This window comes from Pseudoalteromonas distincta (assembly GCF_000814675.1).
GTDB lineage: Bacteria > Pseudomonadota > Gammaproteobacteria > Enterobacterales > Alteromonadaceae > Pseudoalteromonas > Pseudoalteromonas distincta.
The window spans coordinates 19,705-41,620 of sequence record NZ_JWIG01000013.1 but is presented as its reverse complement, the minus strand read 5'-3'; the positions used below and the strand labels follow the sequence as shown (position 1 = coordinate 41,620).

Below are 21,916 nucleotides of genomic sequence, written 5' to 3'. Positions count from 1 at the left end.
CTATGTGTAGATTTAAAAATTAAACTATTCCATGTATTTCTTTCCAATTACCTGGGTGTACCACATAGCCAAATAACGCATGCCCGCCGTATACCAATTCTGTATTCTCAGGTATCCATAACATTTGACCCGGATGAACCAAATGCGTTTCTCCATTTGCAGTTAGCTCAAAGCACCCTTCAATTACAAAAATAACTTCATCGTATAAAACGGTCCAAGCAACTTTCGCCCCTTCCCACTTAGCAAAACCCACTCCAATGTGAGGTGATATTTCTGTGCTTAAAGCACGTGCAACATAAGCCATACCAAGGGTCTCCCCTCTAACATTAAAATCTAGATTTTTGCTGTCTACTAATTTAACTTGTTTCATATTTCGCTCCGGCTTAACCATTTAGCTAAACTAATTCGGCTTTTAACACCAATACCTAAAAACGGCTCTGGAGGATTAAGGCTGGGCATACCTGTAACGTGTTGAATATCGTCGAGGGATTCTGATTGTTCGCCCATCACTAAATCTGCTAATAATGTTCCTGATACTGTCCCCCACGCAATGCCTACACCGTTATCACATGCACTGGCATATACGCCATCATCTAATTCGCCAAAAAAGTTGGTAAAATTACGAGAAATTGCATAAGTACCTCCCCACGAATGGGTAAAAGGAACGTCAATTAACTGAGGATAACGTGCTAAAAACACTTTACGGTGATCATCCTGAATCTGTTTACGCACATTTTCATTTACAGTGGAACTAGCACCGTATTTATCGACATGCTTGTAAGTATTACGAATTAATATGCGGCGATCTGCTGTCATTCTTATCGTTGTGCCAGCATGATCTGCGGGTGTTAAGCCCCAATCTAACAACCCTGTATACGCTTTCATTTCATCATCGTTTAAAGGCCTGGTCCAACTAGCAAAAGTCATGACAGGTAATAATCGATTTTTTAAAAAGCCAAACTCTCGCGTAAATATACTAGTACCAAGCAGTAACTTAGGTGTTTTAACTACACCATGCTTAGAGTGCAGTAGCCACTTCCCATGCTCTTTAGATAAGTTATTTATTGGCGAGTTTTCTAATACCTCAACATTATCAGGAAGGTTATCTCCTAACCCGCATGCTAAAGCCGCAGGCTGAACTAAATAACCACCAGGTGTATAAATAGCGCGACTGTAATAGTTTGTACCCAATACTTTAGAAAGATCATCTCCATTTATATGTTGGTAAGGCTCACCTAAATCTTTCATTAAGTGTTCAAAATGATCTAAGTAAGCTTCACCACGCTCACCGACTGCACCTTGATATTTACCAGCTGCAGACCATTGGCAATCAATCTTATATTTCGACACTAAACTCGAAAGCTGATCAATCGCTGAGCGATTAAGCTTAAGTAGCTTTTGCTTATGCGCAGGATCTGGATGCTCTAATGAAAATTTATGCGGTAGATCAATTACAAAGCCTGAGTTTCGACCCGATGCTCCTTGCCCAATACGCTGCGCATCAATCAATATAATACGTGCATTAGGCGCATGCAAAGCTAGTCGCCTAGCCATTGCAAGTCCAGCGAACCCGCCACCTAGTACAACGTAATCGGCAGTTTGTTCACCTGTTAGTCTAGGTTTTTCTGGTGTTTTAGTTATTGCATGATACCAACCACATGTAGCATCATCGTTTGGTAAATGAATCATTTATTACTCCGCTACAGTAAGCTGTTTTGTATTAAGCTGCTCAAGTAAGTGGCTTCTATTTATCTGAGCTTGTTTACCCAAAAGGGCAAAACCTAGTAATAAACCATCAACAGAATAAAACCGAGCAGTTAAACCATCTTCAATCTGCTCTATTTGCCACTCACCAAGTGCCCCTACTGCCGCAGGATAAATAGATAAAGGCATGATTGGAGTTTTCACTATCACTGGTGAACATGTAAAAATAGCTTTGGTCAAGTCGCCTAATAAACAAGAAACCAATGAAGGCACAAGCTGATTAATTGGCGCTATAAATGGCTGCCAGCCTTGACTTGTTTCGGCGCAATCACCCAATGAAAAAATAGTTTCATCACTTGTTTGACCATAGTCGTTAACCTTTATACCTCGGCCAACTTCAAGGCCAGCTTGCTCTGCTAATGCTGTATTTGCTTTTAAGCCAACGGCCGATATAACTAAATCAGCTTCAATTACTTTTCCACTTTGTAAATGTAATTGAGAACTTCCATCAGGCTCAGCGTCAATATGAGAAATACTGTCTTCTAAAAACCAAGAAACCCCAATATCGGTCAATGATTTCTTTAAACGCTCTCCTAATATTTGTGGAATTAAGCGCTCAATTGGCCATTTACCTAAACCAATTACACTCACGTCATAACCACTTGCACTCAAATCGTTGGCAAATTCACAGCCAATTAAACCATCACCTAGAATAGCGATGCGTTTTTTTCCTGTAAGCTCATTTTTAAAACAGCGATAGTCTGTTAAATCATTAATACTTAATACATTACTACAATCGCCAGCAATCGGGATTTTAATAGCAGAAGCACCAGTGGCTAGTACTAACTTGCTATATTCATAGCTGCCAATATTAGTATTTAGGGTCTGCTTATTCCTATCAATCTTTTCTACTCGAGTATGAGGGTAGACACGAATATTAAGCCTTTGCTCCCACTCTAACGCACTTTCATTTTGTAAATCGTCACAACTTTTACCTAATGCAAATGAATTAGATAGTGCCGGTTTACTATAAAGCGCGCCGTTATCAGCAGTAATAACAGTAATAGGGACCGTTGAAGATTGCTTACGAAGTGCTGCCGCTACTTGATAACCACTATGCCCACTGCCAATAATAACAATCGGTTTTAAAGTAATATCTGATTTTAGGTCTTGTGCTGCAATAGGTTGAGCCTGCTCGATTAGCTCCACATGACTCGCTACTTGAACGTCGTCTTGTGTGATCTCCATCATTTCAAAATCAGCTTTACCTACTAAACAATCTGGGCAGACCCAATCTTCTGGTACATCTTCCCAACGAGTGCCTGGTAAAATGCCATCAGCTGGCCAGCCTTGAGCCTCATCGTAAATAAGACCACAAATAATACAGAGCCATTTTTTCATATCTCTCATCCTACTGACTTTATTTAAAACACCTGTTGCATTCACTTTATTGAATAAAAAAATAAGAAGTGAATGCGAGTAACAAGCCGAAATATTGTTTTAATGATGCAAACGAATCGCAATATTGCGGGTTTGAACATAGCTATAAATTGCTTCTTGGCCTTTTTCTCGCCCAAAGCCAGACAAGCCCACACCACCAAAAGGGGTTTCAATACCACCGGCAAACCATTCATTAACAAACACTTGGCCACCTCTAAGTTGCTGAGCAACATTAAATACATGGTTTAAGCCCTCACCAAACACACCCGCAACTAAACCAAAGTCGGTTCCATTAGCAATAGCAACAGCTTCAGTGTCTGTATCAAACGGCATAACAACAAGTACAGGGCCAAATACTTCTTCTTGCGCTATTGTCATTTCTGGCGTTGCTTCAATTATGGTTGGTGCTACAAAGTAGCCAGGCATATCAGGTATATAGCCACCGGTGATGATTTTTGCGCCTTCTTTTTTAGCTTGCTCGATCATTGCCATAACACTGATTTGCTGCGCTTTTGAGACAACAGGCGTTAAATCAGCTTGCTCTTCGCCAGAGCCAATCAATAAGCTTTCAGCCATTTTTACCACTGCGTCTTTCACTTCTGTATAACGGCTTTTATGTACTAATAAACGCGACATAGCAGAGCAAACTTGTCCAGCATTAAAAAATATCCCGCTGCGTACACTGCATACAACGTTTTGTAAGTCAGCATCATGTAAAACAATAGCGGCAGATTTACCGCCTAATTCCATTACTGAAGGTGTTGCTCTCGCAGCAGACGCTTTAAGAATATGCTGCCCTGTAGGCACTGAACCCGTAAAAACAATTTGATTTACTTCAGCGTGTTCAACTAAATGGTTACCTATAACTGAGCCTTTTCCGCAAAGTAAGTTTATTGATCCCTTAGGAAAACCACAGTTTTCAAGTGCCCTAATTAAATACACCATGCCTACAGGTGATATTTCAGGGGATTTAATAACTACGGCATTACCTGCAGCAAGCGCCGGGGCTAAAGAGCGTGCACAAATAGACACTGGAAAATTCCAAGGCACTATTTGAACCGATACACCCATAGGCACATATTGAGTAAAATCAATGTAGTCTTTACCAAGCGGAATAGAGGTACCTTCGAGTTTATCCGCCATACCTGCGTAGTATTCAAAATAGCGAGCCGATTCTAAAAATTCGTCTTTAGCATCTTGCAAAGATTTACCATTTTCGCGACATAGCTCGAGCGCCCCTTCATCAGCAATATCTCGTATTGCTTGCGCCGCATTGAGCATCCAGTGTGCGCGCATCGCAGGGCGTATATCGTTTAACTCGCCGCTATTAACGCATTGTCTAGCCGCTGCCATCGCTTTATCGGCATCGTTAATCGTCGCACTGGCAATTGTTGCGTATAACTGCCCAGATGCAGGATTAATTACATCTATATGGGTATCAGCATTAAGCCATTGACCGCCTATATAATTAAGGTAATGTGCCATCACTCTTGCTCCGTCGCCGATTTAACTTGTTTTGCTAACCATGTTTGAAAAAAGTGAGTTGGCTTGTCCATTTCCGGAGAAAAAGCACCACCACCAAATCCAGGAGAGTAACGTCCTTGCTGCATGCCTTCAACCGCAATAATGTCTTCGCTAAATACCACGCGCCAAGACTCAACGGTCGACGTTCTACATGCCGCATATTCATCTTTCATTGCCTCGTCACCCACATAAAAAATGCGTAATCGCTCAACTGTTTTATCGGTATTTACCGGGTCAATCATCATCGCAAATGCATGGTCGGCTTGAATGCCAATTAAAACATTAGGAAATAGCGCAATATATTCGGCTTGACGTAACTTGTCCTCAGGCCAGTTAGGGAATTTAGGTAAGTGTGTACCGGCGGTATCAGAAAGGTTATACGCTAAGCTACCTTGACCGGAGAAATGTTCATTAAACATAATGTTATAATGATCTTCTAACTTAGAGTAACTATTTAAAGCGGGGTGTATCCAAGGTAAGTGGTAGGCTTCACAAAAGTTTTCTATTGTTAGTTTCCAGTTACTATTTACTTCTATTTCAATGTGTCCGCTCATATTTACGCGACGTAATAAATCTAAACCGTCATTACCAATAAATTGTTCCCAACGTTTTTCAAGCGGTGCAATATGCTCTTCGAAACTTGCAGCATCGCCCGACAAGTTAACAAAAACCATATCCATCCAAATGGCTGAGCGCAGTGCTTTTAACCCATGATTTTCACACTTAAAGCGCTCGTCTTTATGCTTTGCAATACCACCAATATGAGGAGTCCCCTTTAAGTTACCGTCCAGATCGTATGTCCAAGAATGGTAAGGGCAGCGGATCATGCCTTGTACTTCTCCCTCTTCATGAATCAGCTTCATGCCTCGGTGACTACATACATTATGAAAAACCTGCACATCGCCTTGACGGTTTTTCATTAGTAAAAGTGGTAAATCCATAAAGTTAATTGGCTTTACGTAACCATTTTTTGTCAAATCAGAAGCGAAGCCAACACAGACCCATGTGCTGCCAAAAACCTGATCGCGTTCAAATTTAAAATACTCTGGATTGGTATAAGCCTCATTAGGCATCCCTGTAGCCTCATGAATAGGATTAAGTACACGATCAATCTGCTGAATAGGGATTATTTTTTGTTTTACATTGCTCATGCTATTTCTCCAAACGGTGTGTGTGATGAAAGATAAGTCCTAACTTTTAATTTAAGAAAAACAAATTAAGCGTTTTTATTTAAATTAAACTCTCAGGCCATAACTACATTTTGTTATCAACTGACTTGATTTTGATTAACAACAGTGCACTAAACAAACGATTTTTGCGCCACCTATCGATGAGTTTTTATCATGCATAATTATTAAACTTAACTTTCGACAAAGCTTTAGAGTAATAGCACTAAATTACAGGCATAACTAAAGCTCATGGATTGATGAGAATTTATAATTTGTAATGAGGAAGTAATTTTTCTAGTTTTGAAACACTGTTTAACAAAAAGCAATAAAAAATACACACACACAGGACAACACATGACACACTCCACAATAAGAGCTAAGTCCGGAATTTTTAAAGGACTCAACCCCACGGTTACCATTGCTTCCAAAGTAATTTTAATCGCCTTTATTTTATTTATTGTGATACTCGCTAATAAAGCAGGTCACTACTTTGAAACTCTCGCTACTTTCTTACTTTATAATATGAAGTGGTTTTCTATTGGCTTAGTTTCGCTCGTGGTCGCCTTTTTGATTTATCTTATGGTTAGCCGTTATGGCCATATTAGATTAAGCGAAAACGACAACGACAAGCCCGAATTTAGCTTTTGGGCTTGGATTTCAATGTTGTTTTCAGGCGGGATGGGAATAGGTTTAGTTTTTTGGTCAGTAGCAGAGCCTATGTGGCATTACGCAGATAATCCATTTACCGAAGGGTTGACCGACGAATCAGCCTCAATGTCGATGCAGCTAACTTTTTATCACTGGGGTCTTCATCCATGGTCACTTTTTGTTATTGTCGCACTAGCCCTCTCTTATTTTTCTTATCGTAAAGGCCTACCATTCACTTTTAGATCTATTTTATATCCTATCGTAGGGGAACGTATTTACGGCCCAATTGGTCATATTGCCGATATCATTACCGTTGCTGTAACTGCCTTTGGTATAGCCCAAACTTTAAGCCTCGGTGTTATACAAATAAACTCCGGATTACAACAAACTTTTGGTATTGATATAAGCCTAACAACACAAACTATTTTAATTGTTACTTTATGTACCATCGCTGTTGGATCAGTGCTTTCAGGGGTTGGCCGAGGTATTCGTTTATTATCTCAATGGAATATGCTGCTTTCTCTATTATTAGTATTAATTGTTTTAGCAATTGGACCTACTCGATACATCTTTAATATTTTTTTCGAAAGCACTGGTAACTACCTTCAAAATATTGTGCAAATGGGATTATGGACCGACACACAAAAAGACACCAATTGGCAAAGTTCGTGGACTAGCTTTTACTGGCCATGGTGGATGACCTGGGCGCCTTTTGTAGGCATGTTTATTGCCCGTATATCTAAAGGTCGCACAATTCGTGAACTTATAGGCGGTGCACTGATAGCACCGACAGCCATTGCATTTATTTGGTTATCTGTGTTTGGTGGCAGTGCATTAAAAATAGAGCAAGACGAGCGAAACGCCTTTGAAAAAAATAACGTTGCAGCTCAAGTAAGCAATTCAGAGCAAGTAATTAAGCAAGATGCATTTATAGGTGGAACAGTCCTTGAGGCCACAAAAGAAGACAGCACGCGCGCACTGTTTACATTATTTAATAACTTAGATGAAGGTTTATTAGGGACGATACTCAGTATTCTAGCGTGTATATTGCTCGCAACTTACTTTATCACCTCTGCAGATTCAGGAACGTTAGTCCTGTGCATACTTGATGCCGCAGGCGATACTGAACCACCTAAATCTATACGTGTCTTATGGGGAGTTGCAATTGCGGTGATTTCATGGGTATTAATTTATGCAGGCGGATTACAAGCAATTAAATTTGCCTCCATTATTATTGGTTTTCCTATCTCGATTTTTATTTTAATGATGGGTGTAACGCTATTTTATAGTATTCGACGCGAGCCAAAACCTTGGGCAATGCTTCCACAACATGTTCGCCCAGGTAAAGATCAACTCGACGAACCAATAAAGCATACTAATACAATCAACTAAGCTACTAAATAAGCACTAAATACGCGCTGCTCTTAGGTTTGCTCCTTAGGCAGCGCATTCATACTATTAAATATCAGAATCTACACGCCAAATTCTAACCTCAAAACCGAGGGTAATTAAACGAGTCCTCGTTCACCTACCTCATCTGGAATTTGCTGTAACAACCATTCTCTAAAGTGCTTAACGCTTGTTGGCATACGACCACGATTATTAGGTTCTATCATAGAAAACTTAGAACCTGTAGTAAGTACATGTTCTGTTGGCCGGATCAATACTCCACTTTGTAAGTATTCATCAACTAGTGACCCCCACGCTAATGCAATGCCTTGACCGTTAATTGAAGCTTGTAAAAGCATTGGGTAGTTATTAATGTTTATACGGTTTCTTGGCTCAAGTTGCTCAAGTCCAACACCCGCAAACCACTCTTCCCAGTTAACCCAGCCCATTTGTGTTTCATCTAGGTGTAAAATTGTTTTAGTAAAAATATCTTCCGGTTTAGTTGGACTGCCTATTTTTTCTAAATAAGAAGGGCTACACACCGGAAAAACTTCTTCGCAAAACAACGTTGTTATATTCATATTGGCAGGTTGGGTTCTGCAGTAAAATAAAGCGAGATCACACTCCAAGCGGTTTAAATCGACCTCGTTATCGGAGGCTAAAATACGCAAATCAATATCATCGTGTAAATTTTGAAACTCGGCGACTTTAGGTAACAACCATAACGAAGCCATGGCATTTGTTGTTGCTACAGTTATTTTTTTATCACCTTGCCATTTTTTAACTTGCCCAGTTATATCTGAAATATCAACTAAAGAGCGGCTGATTGCCTGATAATATTGAAGCCCCGTTGGTGTTAAATGAATACTTCGGCTTGCTCTAATAAAAATAGCCTTACCTAAGTACTCTTCTAATTGTCGAATTTGACGGCTAATTGCCCCTTGCGTCACATTTAACTCTTTTGCAGCAATAGTGAAGCTTGAATGTCGTGCAGACGCTTCAAATGCCACTAAACTATTTAACGGCGGTAACGGATTAATTTTCATATAGCTTCCTACTTTGTCTCTACTCAATAGAAAAGACTGACCAACCAATTTGAGAATACATACACGTTTATAAGGTATAAATTAAGGTGAGTAATTTGCAGGTAATTGTTGTGGTCAACTCATTGTTCGCTTGAGTTTTTCTACCAAGTCGATTGCCAGCAACCTATCATCTCAAATAGACTAATTCACTGTAACCGATTATAAAAAGTAATATAAGAGCATAAACTTATTTCAAGCAAAGCTTATGCTCTTCTTTTTTAAAAATAATAACCAATATTAATATTAAAACGGCGCTCAGTTTCATCGCTGTCACCAGCAATTGAGCCACCAACAAACGGCTGGTTTTTAGCGTGTACTAAGTCAAAATAGGTGAACAATCCACCGGCAGCAACTGAAAACCCTGTTACGTTCATCCAAGTATCTGCACTGCTATCAGATTTATCGTAAATTACTCCGTAATCATTATAAAACTGCAAAGCGGTTACAGGCCCCCATTTTACAGGTAAGTTGTAAGCAATATTTGCATTGGTTGTAGTGGCCTCAGCAGCAATACTGTCATAAAACGAGTACGCACCTACAGCCATGGTGTTTGCGTTTTCTATATCGTAATTGTATTCGCCATGTTGAAACTGTAAATTCCACGGCCCTAAATTACTATTCACATGCACTGCCCACGCATAATAATCACCCGCTCTGTCTACACCATCATGTAATCCACCACTTAAAGCAGAAAAGCCAACCTCAGTCTTCCCTTTATCGTGTTCAATATGATAGCCATAACGCGCGGAAAATGTATTATATTCAGCAAGTGGATTATCAAGCTCTGCGTATGTCCCCTCCTGTGCGCCCCTAAAACCCACAACATCATATGAATAACGATCACTACGGTTATCAACATAGCCATCTATGCCACCTAGCTCATCATTTTTAAAAAAGCCTAAATCAAGCTGCCAATTATCTGCTATTTTACGTTTAAATATCACCCCTAAATCGTGGTCATCCTCGAGCCCAATGTAGTAATTAGTACTAAAAAAATAGCTGTGCGAATTATAAGGCCAATTACCAAATGGTACCTTTGTAATACCGGCTTGTACTTGCCAAATGTCAGCAAAATCATATGCTGCATAAGCATATTTAACTGCGGTCATATAATCAAAAAAACGGATCTCGGCATTTAGTTTTACACCACCTACATCGCCTGTAAAATTTATCCTAAAAATATCAAAATCAAAATCCCCACCTCTGTTTTTACTGCCATCCTCGTACGACGTATAACTGTAGTTAGTACGAACAGCCCCACCTACTTTTATTCCTCCTGCTTTTTGCTCAGCTACAACATCTTGCGCTTCGCCACTATTTGATAGTTTTTCAGTATTGCGTTTTATGGCATTTATTTCATTTTTATTGGCGTTTGCAAGCTTAAGCTGTAAATTTTCAACCTGTTGCTGTAATTCGCTTAATTGCTGTTTAACTGTGTCTAGATCATCGCTTGCATTAGCACTACAGGTAACAACCCCCATAGCAACGGCTAAAGCCGATAGTTTAAAAGCTCTCATTGTGTGTCCTTGTGTGCCGTGTTGATGTTTTATTATGTGTAGCATTACTCGTTTTTTTATTACTTTTAGCTTTGTATTCACGTAAACAGGCAATAATACAATTACAAAAAAAACAATAATTCCATTAAAAAGTAAGCCTAATCACACGTTAAAACCAACCGCGTAAAAGCAATAATGCTAATAAAAACAGATGTTTTTCGGTATATTAAATATGGCTAATAATTATTAACCACATTTATTATTTATTAAAATTAGCTCTCAAATTCTGCTTAACATTTCAGCAACAAACAAACTACTTTTTTGATAGGTCACCATGAGAATTAATCATCAATTAATTCTAAGCGAGGCTATAAGTGCACAGATTTAAAACACAAGGGATGCTGGGCGTTATATGAGGAGTGTTACTTTTATATTGTGATGATGTATGTAATGCATTTTATCAATGCTATAAACACGAAAAAGCCGATGTTGGGGTTTAACCCAACATCGGCTTTTTTACTCTCGCTATTTTATATCATGCTTTAGTAAGTACTTTATAAAACGCGTTATAAAGGTTTTTTATAACGATAACTCTTCTTTAGCGCGAGTTAAGTTGTGCGATACCATTGAGCTGTTAGACAATTTTGATGCTTCGTATAAATCAGCAAGTGCAGCTGTATCGTTATGCGCTTTTAAACGTGCAACACCACGGTTGCTTAATGCGAATGACGTAAGTTGGCGTACTTTAAATTTAGGGCCATCTGCGTCTTTTAAAAGTGCGATTGCTTTAGTACAAATTGCTTCAGCCTCAGCGTAATTTTTTGACTTAACATTTAGTGCGCAGCTATTAAATGATTGCTCAAGTGGCTGTGGCGCTGTTGCAGTTTCAATAACCATTAATTTGTAATCACTTTGATCAGCCATTGCAGCAGCTGAACATGTTAATAGTGAGCTAAGAGCGATAGTTTTGATAAGTGTAAATTTCATGATTAATTTCCTGTAAGTTAAGTCGTACTTGTTGCCGACAACTGAACTTTAGAGAATTAACACAACCCCGACAAACGATTAAAACAAACCTAATAAGTGAAGAAAATTAACCTATAGACCTTAGTCTAATACGTTTAAACTTTTTCTATATATTTAAATAACTTACGAACCAACAATCGTGCCTAAAATCGCTACTTTACGTTTTAAAATGTATATAATTATTTATGCTTTTTTTAGTTGGTTTTATTTTAAACACCTTACTTTGGCGTAGCTGAATAACAATCAAACAAATTTATACATTTAATTACATGCAATACTAAGTCATGTATTTATAATTACAGCTCTGGTAACTTTTCATCATTAATGGGTTAACTTTTTTGAAACACATACTTCCTCTTTTTGTTTTATTAAGCACGCTTTTATCATTTAGCCAAAATGCTAACGCAAGGCTTTTGCTCGGTAATGACATGCCTAACACCGGTATGTTTATAAAATCAGAATTTAATGGCGATAGCAGCATTACATCTGCAGGTGTAGAAATGATGGTTAAGCAAAATTACAGTAACTTTGGTGTTGTTTTTACAAGCGCAATTGGCGCGGCAGTAATCGATAATAAACAAGGCGAGCAAGAAGAATTTATAACGTGGGACAATGGCATGAAGCTTGGTTATTTTAATGACTTTTTTATATACGCCGAGCTTGGCTTAGATCTATTCGAACTCGCCTTTAAAAACGATAGGGGCGACAACACCTACCAAATAGAAAAATCGAACAACGACATAGACGGCTACGCAGGTATAGGTGCGGGTTATCACTTTAAGCCATTTAAAATAGAAGTATTTACCCGAGCACGCCAAATAGATGGCGACTACTGGGAAGCACAAGAACATATTTACAGCGGTGTGCAGCTCAGTTTTACGTTTTAATTACCCATTTTTTATAAGAAAAATAAAAAGCGTGTGAGATACAGCTATTTCACACGCTTTATAATAAATTATATTTAACGGATAGTTTTGGCTACTTTACCAATACTCAAACCCTGAATTAAAATAGAAAACACCACAACCGCATAAGTGAGAGCCAATAAAATATCGCGCTCGTTCCCATCAGGTAGTTGCAATACCAATGCAACCGAAATACCACCACGCAAGCCACCCCAGGTTAAAACTTTCCACGCACCAGATGGCAACTCTAATTGCTTATTAAATGTAGTGGTTGTTATACCCACAACAATTAAACGTGCGAGTAACGCTATTAAAATTGTTAAACCACCAGCAATAAACAAATTACTCGAAAATGCAATCATGACGACCTCAAGCCCTATGAGTACAAATAAAATGGCATTTAAAATTTCGTCAATCAGCTCCCAAAATAAATCAACGTAATGCCGTGTTTTGTCGCTCATAGCCATACTACGACCATGATTGCCCACCATTAACCCCATCATTACCATTGCAAGAGGGCCCGACAAATGCCAATGGCTAGCCAGTGCATAACCACCAATAACGCCCGCTAAAGTAAGGAGTACTTCTTCTTGGTAACTATCAATACTTTTAAGTAAGTAATATAAAATACCACCTAATACCAAACCAAAAACAATACCGCCACCGGCTTCTACCGCCAGCGTGTGCGCTACATAATAGGTTGTAGGAATATCACCACTTGATAAAACACCCAATAAAAGCACAAAAATAACCACGCCAATACCATCGTTAAACAACGATTCACCCGCAATCACGGTTTCAATACTTTTAGGCGCCCCCGCAGATTGTAAAATTCCCATTACCGCAATAGGATCAGTTGGCGAAATTAATGCGCCAAACAATAAACACCAAATAAACGCTAAATCAAAACCAAGCAAAGGAAGTACTAAATAAAGCGCAGCAGCAATAATAACCGTAGATAACAACGTACCAACACAGGCCAAAATACCTATTGGCAATTTATAGCGCCTTAAATCGCTAACATTTACATGCAGCGCCCCAGCAAACAGCAGCATAGAGAGCATGCCATCGAGCAAAACTTCAGTAAAATCTAACTGATCGAGCAAGCTCACTTCGTAATCTATAAGATCATCAAACCCTAAAAAGCCCAAAAATATAGCGCCGATAGATAAAAGCATCGAAATAACCATAACGCCAATGGTTGTTGGCAAGCCAATAAAGCGATGGTTTACATAGGTGAGTAACGCGGTAATTGATAAAAATATCGCACTTATTTCAAGTACGCTTAGGCTGGTTCCTGGTGCCATGGTTTAAATCTCAATATTTATTTAATGATGCCTTGCTCAAAATAAGCAAAGCAGAAGGGTTATTATTTTTTATACGGTTATCTCGCATTATATTCGCGTAGCCTAAACAAGCATACCCAAAATATTAATTATAAATACACACCCTACTCAATTAACGTATTTAAAGTATTAACTCACGCGTTAAATAAAACAAAAAAGCCCATGTTAGGAATTAACCTAACATGGGCTTTTTTACTCTCGCTATTTTATAATATGCTTTTGGTAAGCACTTTATAAAAGCGTTTATAAAGTGTTTATAAAGAAAGCTCTTCTTTAGCGCGAGTTAAGTTGTGCGATACCATTGTACTTGTAGACATTTGGTTTGCTTCGTATAAATCAGCAAGGCCAGCAGTGTCGTTGTTCGCTTTTAAACGTGCAACACCACGGTTGCTTAATGCAAACGATGTAAGTTGGCGTACTTTAAATTTAGGGCCATCTGCGTCTTTTAAAAGCGCGATTGCTTTAGTACAAATTGCTTCGGCTTGAGCATAATTTTTTGACTTAACATTCAGTGCACAGCTATTAAATGATTGCTCAAGTGGCTGTGGTGCTGTTGCAGCTTCAATAACCATTAATTTGTAATCACTTTGCTCAGCCATTGCAGCAGCTGAACATGTAAGTAGTGAGCTAAGAGCGATAGTTTTGATAAGAGTAAGTTTCATGGTCGTAATCCTGTTAGTTAAGTCGTACTTGTTGCCGACAACTAAACTTTAGAGAATTAACACAAAACCGACAAACGATTAAAACAAACCTAATAAGTGAATAAATCTAACCTATAGACTTTAGTCTAATGCCAAATTACTAATTTGCGGTAATTGGTATTTATACAATCAGCAAACAAACCAACACCTTATTTAGTGCGTTAAAGTAACTTTTATTAATGATTTCATTATTATAAAAGAATCTCATTATTGGAATTATCTTACAATATTAAGCACTTTTATGTATAGTTTCTAGAAATACTAGGTACGATTGTAATTCAACTTATAGACCTAAAAAGCTATATTTATTACAGGAAGTTGCAGTGTTCTAGCATCTATATTATGAGTTCGAGCATGAGTTCCAAAAACCAATGCATGAACAGCTCATTATCGAAAAGGCAAAAAATACCTAAAAGCAGTGAATTCTAACTGCTCAGTTGAATTAATACAAAAGTAGTAACTTATTCGCTTGTTGTGAGATCATTTTGCGGGTAATGAGATGTAAGACTAACAACAATAAAATTAAAGGATTAATTATGTTTTTTGAAGCAGAAAATAACCTCAAGGTGCTAGAAGGTATTTTAAATAAATATTGGGGTGCTGATGAAAGGTGTAAATTTAAAATTGACTTTGGAATTAGCGACGATAATTTTATTCTCTTTATTGATTCATTATCGATAATTAGAGAAATTTATAACCATCCTAAAACATGGGATTCATTATCTTTATTACAAGCGCAGAACTCGACAGAGCTCTTGGGTATGTGCAAATATTTTAATGATCTAGAAGGTAGTACTGAAAGAGGGTTACAGAACCCAATAGAAACAATGTATTTATATTCTTTAAGATTATTTTATGAAGTCGATTTTAGAATAAATGATGAACCTGCACATAGTACCCTTTTCAATGAACATTTATTAGATCAAATAAAAACCAATATTGCTAATAATTCAAAGAATGAATCTTATAGCTCTAATTTTAGAAAGAAGCTAAATAAAATAATATTTTCTGTACCTTATGATATTTTAAAGGATCTATACAACTCCGAAGAGATAAAGTTATTCTCTGAATTTGATGAAAAAAAGAAAGCCGCAAGTCAAACTTTAGAGGAAATTAAAGAATACTCTGATAACTTAAATGAACAGATATCCAAATTAGATAAAAAATTAGAAATTAGACAAACAAAAGTTGAAAGATTAGAGGACACCCTAAAAAACCAACAATCGCACCTAAATTTTGCAGGTCTTTCAGAAGGCTTCCACAATCTTTTAAAGCAGAAAGAAAAAGAGGCATACTCACTTTTTGTAGGTTTGATTGTCATGGGATTAGTGATGATAGCTCCACTCATATGCACAATTTTTAGTTTGCTCCCAGAAACAATATTACAAGAAAAAAACGCACTGAATCATATGCTCAAACTCGTCCCGTTTATTTCATTAGAAGTCATACTTATTTATTTTTTTAGAGTGATTTTACAAAATTATAAATCAGTCAAAGCTCAAATATTACAAATTGAGTTAAGACGAACGCTTTGCCAGTTTATTGAAAGTTATACTGATTATTCAAAAGACGTTAAAGGCGATAAAGAATCGAACCCCCTTGAAAAATTCGAGAACCTTATATTCAGTGGTATTATCAGCGATGCAGAAAACCTACCTAGTACCTTTGATGGTATGGACCAAATAGGTAAATTACTTAGTTCGCTTAAGAGTAAATAAATTCAGTCAAAGAAAGCCCGCTTCCGCAGGCTTTCTTTTATTTGTTCTCTTACAAGTTTTATCAAATATATGGGTATGCCACTTTTACTAGGAATAGCTTTTAACCCTTCAGTAGTTCTTACTGGCGTTTTAATCCATTTATATTTAACTTGTATTTTAATTAATAATTCTGATTTATCTTAATATTCGCTCAAGCCTTAATTTCACTCGCTAAAGCAAATTCTACTAACACATCATTTATCACCCAAACCTATAAACTCCCTCGCCCATATGCCATAATCTAAATAATTCATTATTTTAGTAACTTGGCGCGTATTTAGGCGCTTTTAAGTTAACTACTCAGGGTTTTCAGCATGGCATATCAAGAGCAAAATCAAGCAACAATCTATTGGCACGACTACGAGACTTGGGGGGCGAGCCCTCAAAAGGATAAGCCGAGCCAATTTGCGGGTATTCGTACCGATCTTGATTTAAATATAATTGGCGAGCCGCTTATTGAATATTGTAAGCCGCAAGCGGATTACTTACCTCACCCTGAGGCGTGTTTAATTACGGGTATTACGCCACAAGTGGCGATGAAAAAAGGCTTAGTTGAAGCTGAGTTTATAGCAAAAATTCATGCCGAATTTAGCGTGCCAAACACCTGTGTTGCCGGTTATAACAGTATTCGGTTTGATGACGAAGTAAGCCGTTATAGCTTTTACCGTAACTTTTACGACCCATACGAGCGTGAATACAAAAATAACAATAGCCGATGGGATATTATTGATTTAGTACGTGCTTGTTATGCGCTGCGCCCTGAAGGCATTGAATGGCCGTTAAAAGAAGACGGCAGCCCAAGCTTTAAGTTAGAGCATTTAACGGTAGCCAATGGTATTGAACACGCCGCAGCGCACGATGCACTAAGCGATGTAACCGCCACTATTGCACTGGCTAAACTAATAAAAGAAAAACAGCCAAAGCTATATAACTTCTTTTTTGGGCTGCGTAATAAAAAAGCCCTTGCTGAATTGGTTGATGTATTTAACATGACGCCGCTGGTGCATACCACGTCGCGCATACCTGCAACACAAGGCTGTACAAGCTGGGTTGCACCAATGAGCTTTCATCCGGTAAATAAAAACGCGGTTATTTGTTTTGATTTAACTCAAAACCCGCAAGTACTCATTGATTTAAACGTAGAAGAGTTACGCAAACGTTTATACACTAAACGTGTAGATTTAGCCGAGGGTGAATTACCTGTTGGCTTAAAACTAGTGCATTTAAACAAGTGCCCTATTTTAGCCCCAGCTAAAACGTTATTGCCTGAAAACGCCGCCCGCCTAGGGATTAACCGCGAGCAGTGCTTAGCTAACTTAGCTATTTTAAAAGCCAATACCGAGCTTCGCGATAAAGTAACCGAAGTGTTTAACGAGCAAGGCGATTACAGCGCAACCACTAACGTTGACTACTTACTTTACGATGGTTTTACAAGCCATGCCGATAAAGCTAAGTTTGCGATTATTCGTGATGCTAAACCAGATGAATTAGCCGGTTTGAATTTAGACTTTGAAGATAAAAAATTCAATACGTTGTTGTTTAGATACCGCGCTCGTAACTGGCCAGAAACACTAAACCAACAAGAGCTTGACCAATGGCGCCAGTACTGCCAAAACAAGTTAATGCACGGGGAAGATCAACCATCGATTAATGCGCAAGATTTTATGATCACCCTTGAAAACCTAGCGCATGAACATGACGACAGCGAAAAAAATCTTACAATTTTAAAGGCGCTGTATAACTACGCACAAAGCATGTAATTTTGTTTGTATAACGCATTAAAAACGCGACGCTTTAGCAATAAAGCGTCGCGTTTTTGTTTATAAATATCTGTACCACTTCAAACAAAGCAAAATCTATTTCACAAAGAGAAGCGAATGAGGAGTAAATGAGAAAACATAAAACAACAATCTTTTTTATCTATCACTGCCTCTAAAAGCGCAGCGCCTCTAAACCTCTTTGTGAATAAATCACTTTACGGGCTTTGCCCGTCACGCAAGCAAGCTTCGCGTCTACAAGTAAAACTCATATCAACACTTTGACGGTAGATGGTGAGCTTGCTCACGTGAAAAGCACAGCTTTTAATTACTTAAATAAAACTCTATTCACAAAGAGAAGCGAATGAGGAGTAAATGAGAAGACATAAAAACAACAACCGTTTTAGACTTATTACTGCCTCTAAAAGCGCAGCGCCTCATAACCTCTTTGTGAATAAATTACTTTACGGGCTTTGCCCGTCACGCAAGCAAGCTTCGCGTTTACAAGTTAAACACACCGCTATACTTTGCCGGTAAGAGTCGAGCTTGCTCACGTGAAAAGCACTGCTTTTAATTACTTAAATAAAACTCTATTCACAAAGAGAAGCGAATGAGGAGTAAATGAGAAGACATAAAAACAATAATTTTTTTATCTATCACTGCCTCTAAAAGCGCAGCGCCTCATAACCTCTTTGTGAATAAATTACTTTACGGGCTTTGCCCGTCACGCAAGCAAGCTTCGCGTCTACAAATTAAACCCACAGTTACACTTTGGCGGTAAGAGTCGAGCTTGCTCACGTGAAAAGCGTAGCTTTTAATTACTTAAATAGGGCACTATTCACAAAGAGAAGCGAATGAGGAGTAAATGAGAAGACATAAAAACAATAATTTTTTAGATCTATTACTTCCTCTAAAAGCGCAGCGCCTCATAACCTCTTTGTGAATAAATCACTTTACGGGCTTTGCCCGTCACGCAAGCAAGCTTCGCGTCTACAAATTAAACCCACAGTTAAACTTTGGCGGTAGACGTTGAGCTTGCTCACGTGAAAAGCACCGCTTTTGATTACTTAAATAAAACACTATTCACAAAAGAAGCGCATGAGGAGTAAATGAGAAGACATAAAAACAATAACTTTTTAGATCTATTACTTCCTCTAAAAGCGCAGCGCCTCATAACCTCTTTGTGAATAAGTCACTTTACGGGCTTTCCCGTCACGCAAGCAAGCTTCGCGTCTACAGCGTTACTTTTTATGTAGCGCTTCAATGCGTGCTAGTAAGCTTGAGGTATCGTATCTGCCGCCGCCGAGTGCTTGTACATCGGCGTAGTATTGATCGACCGTTGCGGTCATTGGTAAAGTAGCGCCGTTATTTTTAGCTTCATCGAGTGCAATGCCTAAATCTTTACGCATCCAATCTACGGCAAAACCAAATTCATATTCACCCGCCCACATTGTTTTGTAGCGGTTTTCCATTTGCCACGAACCGGCTGCACCTTTAGATATTGTTTCTATTACTTTTTCACCATCAAGCCCAGCTTGCTTGGCAAAATGTAAGCCTTCGGCTAAACCTTGCACTACACCAGCAATACAAATTTGATTAACCATTTTACAAAGTTGTCCCGAGCCAACGCCGCCTAACAGTTGGCTAAAACGACTAAACGCCGCCATTACTGGCTGCACTTTAGCAAATACGGCTTCATTGCCACCCGCCATAACCGTTAATACGCCGTTTTCGGCGCCAGCTTGTCCGCCCGATACAGGCGCATCTATAAAGTCGATATTTTGCAGAGCCGCTTTTGCAGCCACTTCACGTGCTACTTCAGCTGAGGTTGTGGTGTGATCAACCAAAACAGTGTGCGGTAACATGCTCGCTAACACGCCGTCGTCGCCATACACTACTGAGCGTAAATCGTCATCGTTACCAACACACATAAATACAATGTCGGCATTACTGGCAGCTTCGCGCGGGGTTGATGCAAGGCTTCCTGAATGTTCTGCAGTCCACGTTTGTGCTTTAGCTTGAGTACGGTTATAAACGCATACGCTGTGCCCTGCTTTTGCTAAATGCCCCGCCATTGGGTAACCCATTACGCCTAAACCTATAAATGCGACTTTCATTGACATAAAAATGACCTATTTAACTGATAACTTAGAAACTAGACCTCGATTATGTCAACCGGTCGATAAAAAAGCGAATGAAAGTCTTTATAAAATTTCCTTAACGGGAAAGGTAAGTAGGTAACCTATGGACAGTATTTATCAATTTAATGCACCACTTTATAACAGCGAAAATTTTCCTCTTAGCCAGTTACAGGGCAAAACCGTCCTTATTGTTAATACAGCGAGTAAGTGTAATTTTTCGGTGCAATTAAACGCACTCGAAAAGATCTACCAGCAATACAAAAGCAATGGTTTTACTGTGCTTGCGTTTCCTTGTAACCAGTTTGGCCAAAATGAGCCGCTTGATAATTTAGCCATAAAAGACTTTTACCAAGATCAATTTAATATCTCGTTTGAGGTATTTGGTAAGGTAATGGTAAACGGACCAGAAACACATCCGTTGTTTAATTATTTAAAGTCGCATACGCGGGGTATTTCGCAAAACCGTGCAATTAAGTGGAATTTCACTAAGTTTTTAATTAATTCACAAGGGCAACTTGTTGCACGCTATGCACCACGTACTAAGCCCGAAACACTTATACAAGTAATAGAAAATAACTTACTGCAAGCCGCAAAGTTAAGCGCTGCAAGAGGTGGTAAAAAGGTAGCATCAAAAATACCTTTGTTTACGTCGGCTAAGGCATAAATTAGGGCTTAATTTAAATCAATAAAATGCGCGTTACTAAAGCACAGGTTTATAAAGTAGTTTATTGTATTGATACTTATTAAGCGTTGAGGCTATTACCATGAATATTGCTTTTTTTAGTACTCAAAAGTACGAACTGCCTTTTTTTGAACAAAGTACACGCGATCACCGTGATATAAAAATAACGTATTTTGAGCAATCCCTGAGCGAACAAACGGCTATTTTAGCAAACGGGTTTGATGCCATATGCGTATTTGTAAACGACACCGTAAACGCCACTGTTATTGAACAACTGGCAAGCCAAGGCATAAATACTATTTTGCTGCGTTGTGCAGGATTTAATAACGTTGATTTACCTGCAGCAAAAGCACATAACTTAAAGGTATTGCGCGTCCCGGCTTACAGCCCTGAGGCCGTAGCCGAGCATTGTATAGCACTTATGCTAACGCTTAGCCGTAAAACCCATAAAGCGTATAACCGCGTACGCGAAGACAATTTTGATTTAAACGGATTACTAGGCTTTAACTTGCACAATAAAACAGTGGGTATTGTAGGTTGCGGTAAAATTGGCCTTGCGCTGTGCAATATTTTAAATGGCTTTGGCGCTAATGTATTAGTGTGCGACCCATACGCACAACTTGGCAATTATACAATTACCGATATAGACACCTTACTTAGCCAAAGCGATGTGATTTCTTTGCATTGCCCTTTAACGGAGCAAACTCATCATTTAATAAATGATGAGGCGTTTAGTAAAATGAAAACCGGCGTTATGCTTATTAACACCTCACGAGGTGCACTGCTTGATAGCAAAGCATGCATAAATGCGCTTAAAACTAAAAAATTAGGGTATTTAGGGCTCGACGTTTACGAGCAAGAGTCGGAGCTATTTTTTAAAAACCACAGTGACGAAATAAACCAAGACGATATATTTTCGCGTTTAGTGAGCTTTAAAAATGTATTGGTAACGGGGCATCAGGGCTTTTTTACCCAAGAAGCACTAACCGAAATAGCAAACACAACCCTACTTAACGCGCTTGAAGTAAGTGAAGGTAAACCTTTAACTAATGAGGTTTTATAAAGACATAAGCTATACCTAAATTACAGGTATAAAAAAGCGAAGTGCGTTTTAAACTCACTTCGCTTTATTAATCTATTTTTAGG

17 protein-coding genes are annotated in these 21,916 nt (G+C 38.5%); 6 read left to right on the top strand and 11 right to left on the bottom strand.

The window, feature by feature from the left end; all coding sequences use genetic code 11:
* Positions 1 to 19: 19 nt before the first annotated feature.
* From QT16_RS09275 to QT16_RS09255, 5 genes are all read right to left on the bottom strand, one after another.
* Positions 20 to 370: a EutQ-related cupin domain-containing protein gene (locus tag QT16_RS09275; RefSeq protein ID WP_010553496.1), complete on the bottom strand. Its 351-nt coding sequence runs from the start codon at positions 368 to 370 to the stop codon at positions 20 to 22.
* Positions 367 to 1,689 carry an NAD(P)/FAD-dependent oxidoreductase gene (locus QT16_RS09270; RefSeq protein WP_039488163.1) on the bottom strand — a complete coding sequence of 441 codons (1,323 nt, stop codon included), beginning with the start codon at positions 1,687 to 1,689 and terminating at the stop codon, positions 367 to 369. Before QT16_RS09270 ends, QT16_RS09275 begins: the two co-directional genes overlap by 4 nt.
* 3 nt (positions 1,690 to 1,692) lie before the next feature.
* A complete protein-coding gene (locus QT16_RS09265; protein WP_039488161.1) occupies positions 1,693 to 3,105 on the bottom strand; it encodes an FAD-dependent oxidoreductase in 1,413 nt (470 codons plus the stop codon).
* Positions 3,106 to 3,204: 99 nt separating this feature from the next.
* The gene (locus QT16_RS09260; protein ID WP_039488159.1) at positions 3,205 to 4,629 is read right to left on the bottom strand and encodes an aldehyde dehydrogenase family protein; all 1,425 of its coding nucleotides are present in this window, start codon (positions 4,627 to 4,629) and stop codon (positions 3,205 to 3,207) included.
* Positions 4,629 to 5,819, bottom strand: coding sequence for an aromatic ring-hydroxylating oxygenase subunit alpha (locus QT16_RS09255; RefSeq protein ID WP_010553492.1), 1,191 nt, complete (start codon positions 5,817 to 5,819; stop codon positions 4,629 to 4,631). Before QT16_RS09255 ends, QT16_RS09260 begins: the two co-directional genes overlap by 1 nt.
* A gap of 372 nt (positions 5,820 to 6,191) precedes the next feature.
* On the opposite strand from QT16_RS09255, the gene QT16_RS09250 reads away from it, so the two are divergent.
* Positions 6,192 to 7,877, top strand: a complete 1,686-nt coding sequence (locus QT16_RS09250) for a BCCT family transporter (RefSeq protein WP_200886966.1) — start codon at positions 6,192 to 6,194, stop codon at positions 7,875 to 7,877.
* Between the two features lie 116 nt (positions 7,878 to 7,993).
* Here QT16_RS09250 and QT16_RS09245 read toward each other — a convergent pair whose 3' ends face one another.
* The 3 genes from QT16_RS09245 to QT16_RS09235 all read right to left on the bottom strand — a co-directional run bounded on the left by QT16_RS09245 (position 7,994) and on the right by QT16_RS09235 (position 11,442).
* Positions 7,994 to 8,920 (bottom strand): LysR substrate-binding domain-containing protein, encoded by a 927-nt coding sequence (locus tag QT16_RS09245; RefSeq protein ID WP_039488158.1) that lies wholly within the window; start codon positions 8,918 to 8,920, stop codon positions 7,994 to 7,996.
* A 257-nt stretch (positions 8,921 to 9,177) separates the two neighbouring features.
* Positions 9,178 to 10,476 carry a porin family protein gene (locus tag QT16_RS09240; protein ID WP_010553489.1) on the bottom strand — a complete coding sequence of 433 codons (1,299 nt, stop codon included), beginning with the start codon at positions 10,474 to 10,476 and terminating at the stop codon, positions 9,178 to 9,180.
* Positions 10,477 to 11,034: 558 nt separating this feature from the next.
* A complete protein-coding gene (locus QT16_RS09235) occupies positions 11,035 to 11,442 on the bottom strand; it encodes a hypothetical protein (protein WP_002963253.1) in 408 nt (135 codons plus the stop codon).
* Between the two features lie 377 nt (positions 11,443 to 11,819).
* Here QT16_RS09235 and QT16_RS09230 point away from each other — a divergent pair, with 377 nt between their 5' ends.
* Positions 11,820 to 12,368: a hypothetical protein gene (locus QT16_RS09230; protein ID WP_039488156.1), complete on the top strand. Its 549-nt coding sequence runs from the start codon at positions 11,820 to 11,822 to the stop codon at positions 12,366 to 12,368.
* A gap of 74 nt (positions 12,369 to 12,442) precedes the next feature.
* Here the strand turns inward: QT16_RS09230 and QT16_RS09225 are convergent, their stop codons facing one another.
* Together QT16_RS09225 and QT16_RS09220 are read right to left on the bottom strand one after the other, a co-directional pair.
* The gene (locus QT16_RS09225; protein WP_039488155.1) at positions 12,443 to 13,693 is read right to left on the bottom strand and encodes a cation:proton antiporter; all 1,251 of its coding nucleotides are present in this window, start codon (positions 13,691 to 13,693) and stop codon (positions 12,443 to 12,445) included.
* A gap of 293 nt (positions 13,694 to 13,986) precedes the next feature.
* Positions 13,987 to 14,394, bottom strand: a complete 408-nt coding sequence (locus QT16_RS09220) for a hypothetical protein (RefSeq protein WP_039488153.1) — start codon at positions 14,392 to 14,394, stop codon at positions 13,987 to 13,989.
* Between the two features lie 575 nt (positions 14,395 to 14,969).
* On the opposite strand from QT16_RS09220, the gene QT16_RS20430 reads away from it, so the two are divergent.
* Positions 14,970 to 16,151, top strand: coding sequence for a hypothetical protein (locus QT16_RS20430; protein WP_052201205.1), 1,182 nt, complete (start codon positions 14,970 to 14,972; stop codon positions 16,149 to 16,151).
* A 353-nt stretch (positions 16,152 to 16,504) separates the two neighbouring features.
* On the top strand, positions 16,505 to 17,950 hold the full coding sequence (sbcB, locus tag QT16_RS09210; RefSeq protein ID WP_039488152.1) for an exodeoxyribonuclease I: 1,446 nt from the start codon (positions 16,505 to 16,507) through the stop codon (positions 17,948 to 17,950).
* Between the two features lie 1,238 nt (positions 17,951 to 19,188).
* Here the strand turns inward: sbcB and QT16_RS09205 are convergent.
* Positions 19,189 to 20,070, bottom strand: coding sequence for an NAD(P)-dependent oxidoreductase (locus tag QT16_RS09205; protein ID WP_039488150.1), 882 nt, complete (start codon positions 20,068 to 20,070; stop codon positions 19,189 to 19,191).
* A 121-nt stretch (positions 20,071 to 20,191) separates the two neighbouring features.
* Here QT16_RS09205 and QT16_RS09200 point away from each other — a divergent pair, with 121 nt between their 5' ends.
* Positions 20,192 to 20,752, top strand: a complete 561-nt coding sequence (locus tag QT16_RS09200) for a glutathione peroxidase (RefSeq protein ID WP_039488149.1) — start codon at positions 20,192 to 20,194, stop codon at positions 20,750 to 20,752.
* Between the two features lie 100 nt (positions 20,753 to 20,852).
* Positions 20,853 to 21,833, top strand: coding sequence for a 2-hydroxyacid dehydrogenase (locus QT16_RS09195; RefSeq protein WP_039488147.1), 981 nt, complete (start codon positions 20,853 to 20,855; stop codon positions 21,831 to 21,833).
* Positions 21,834 to 21,916 lie beyond the last annotated feature (83 nt).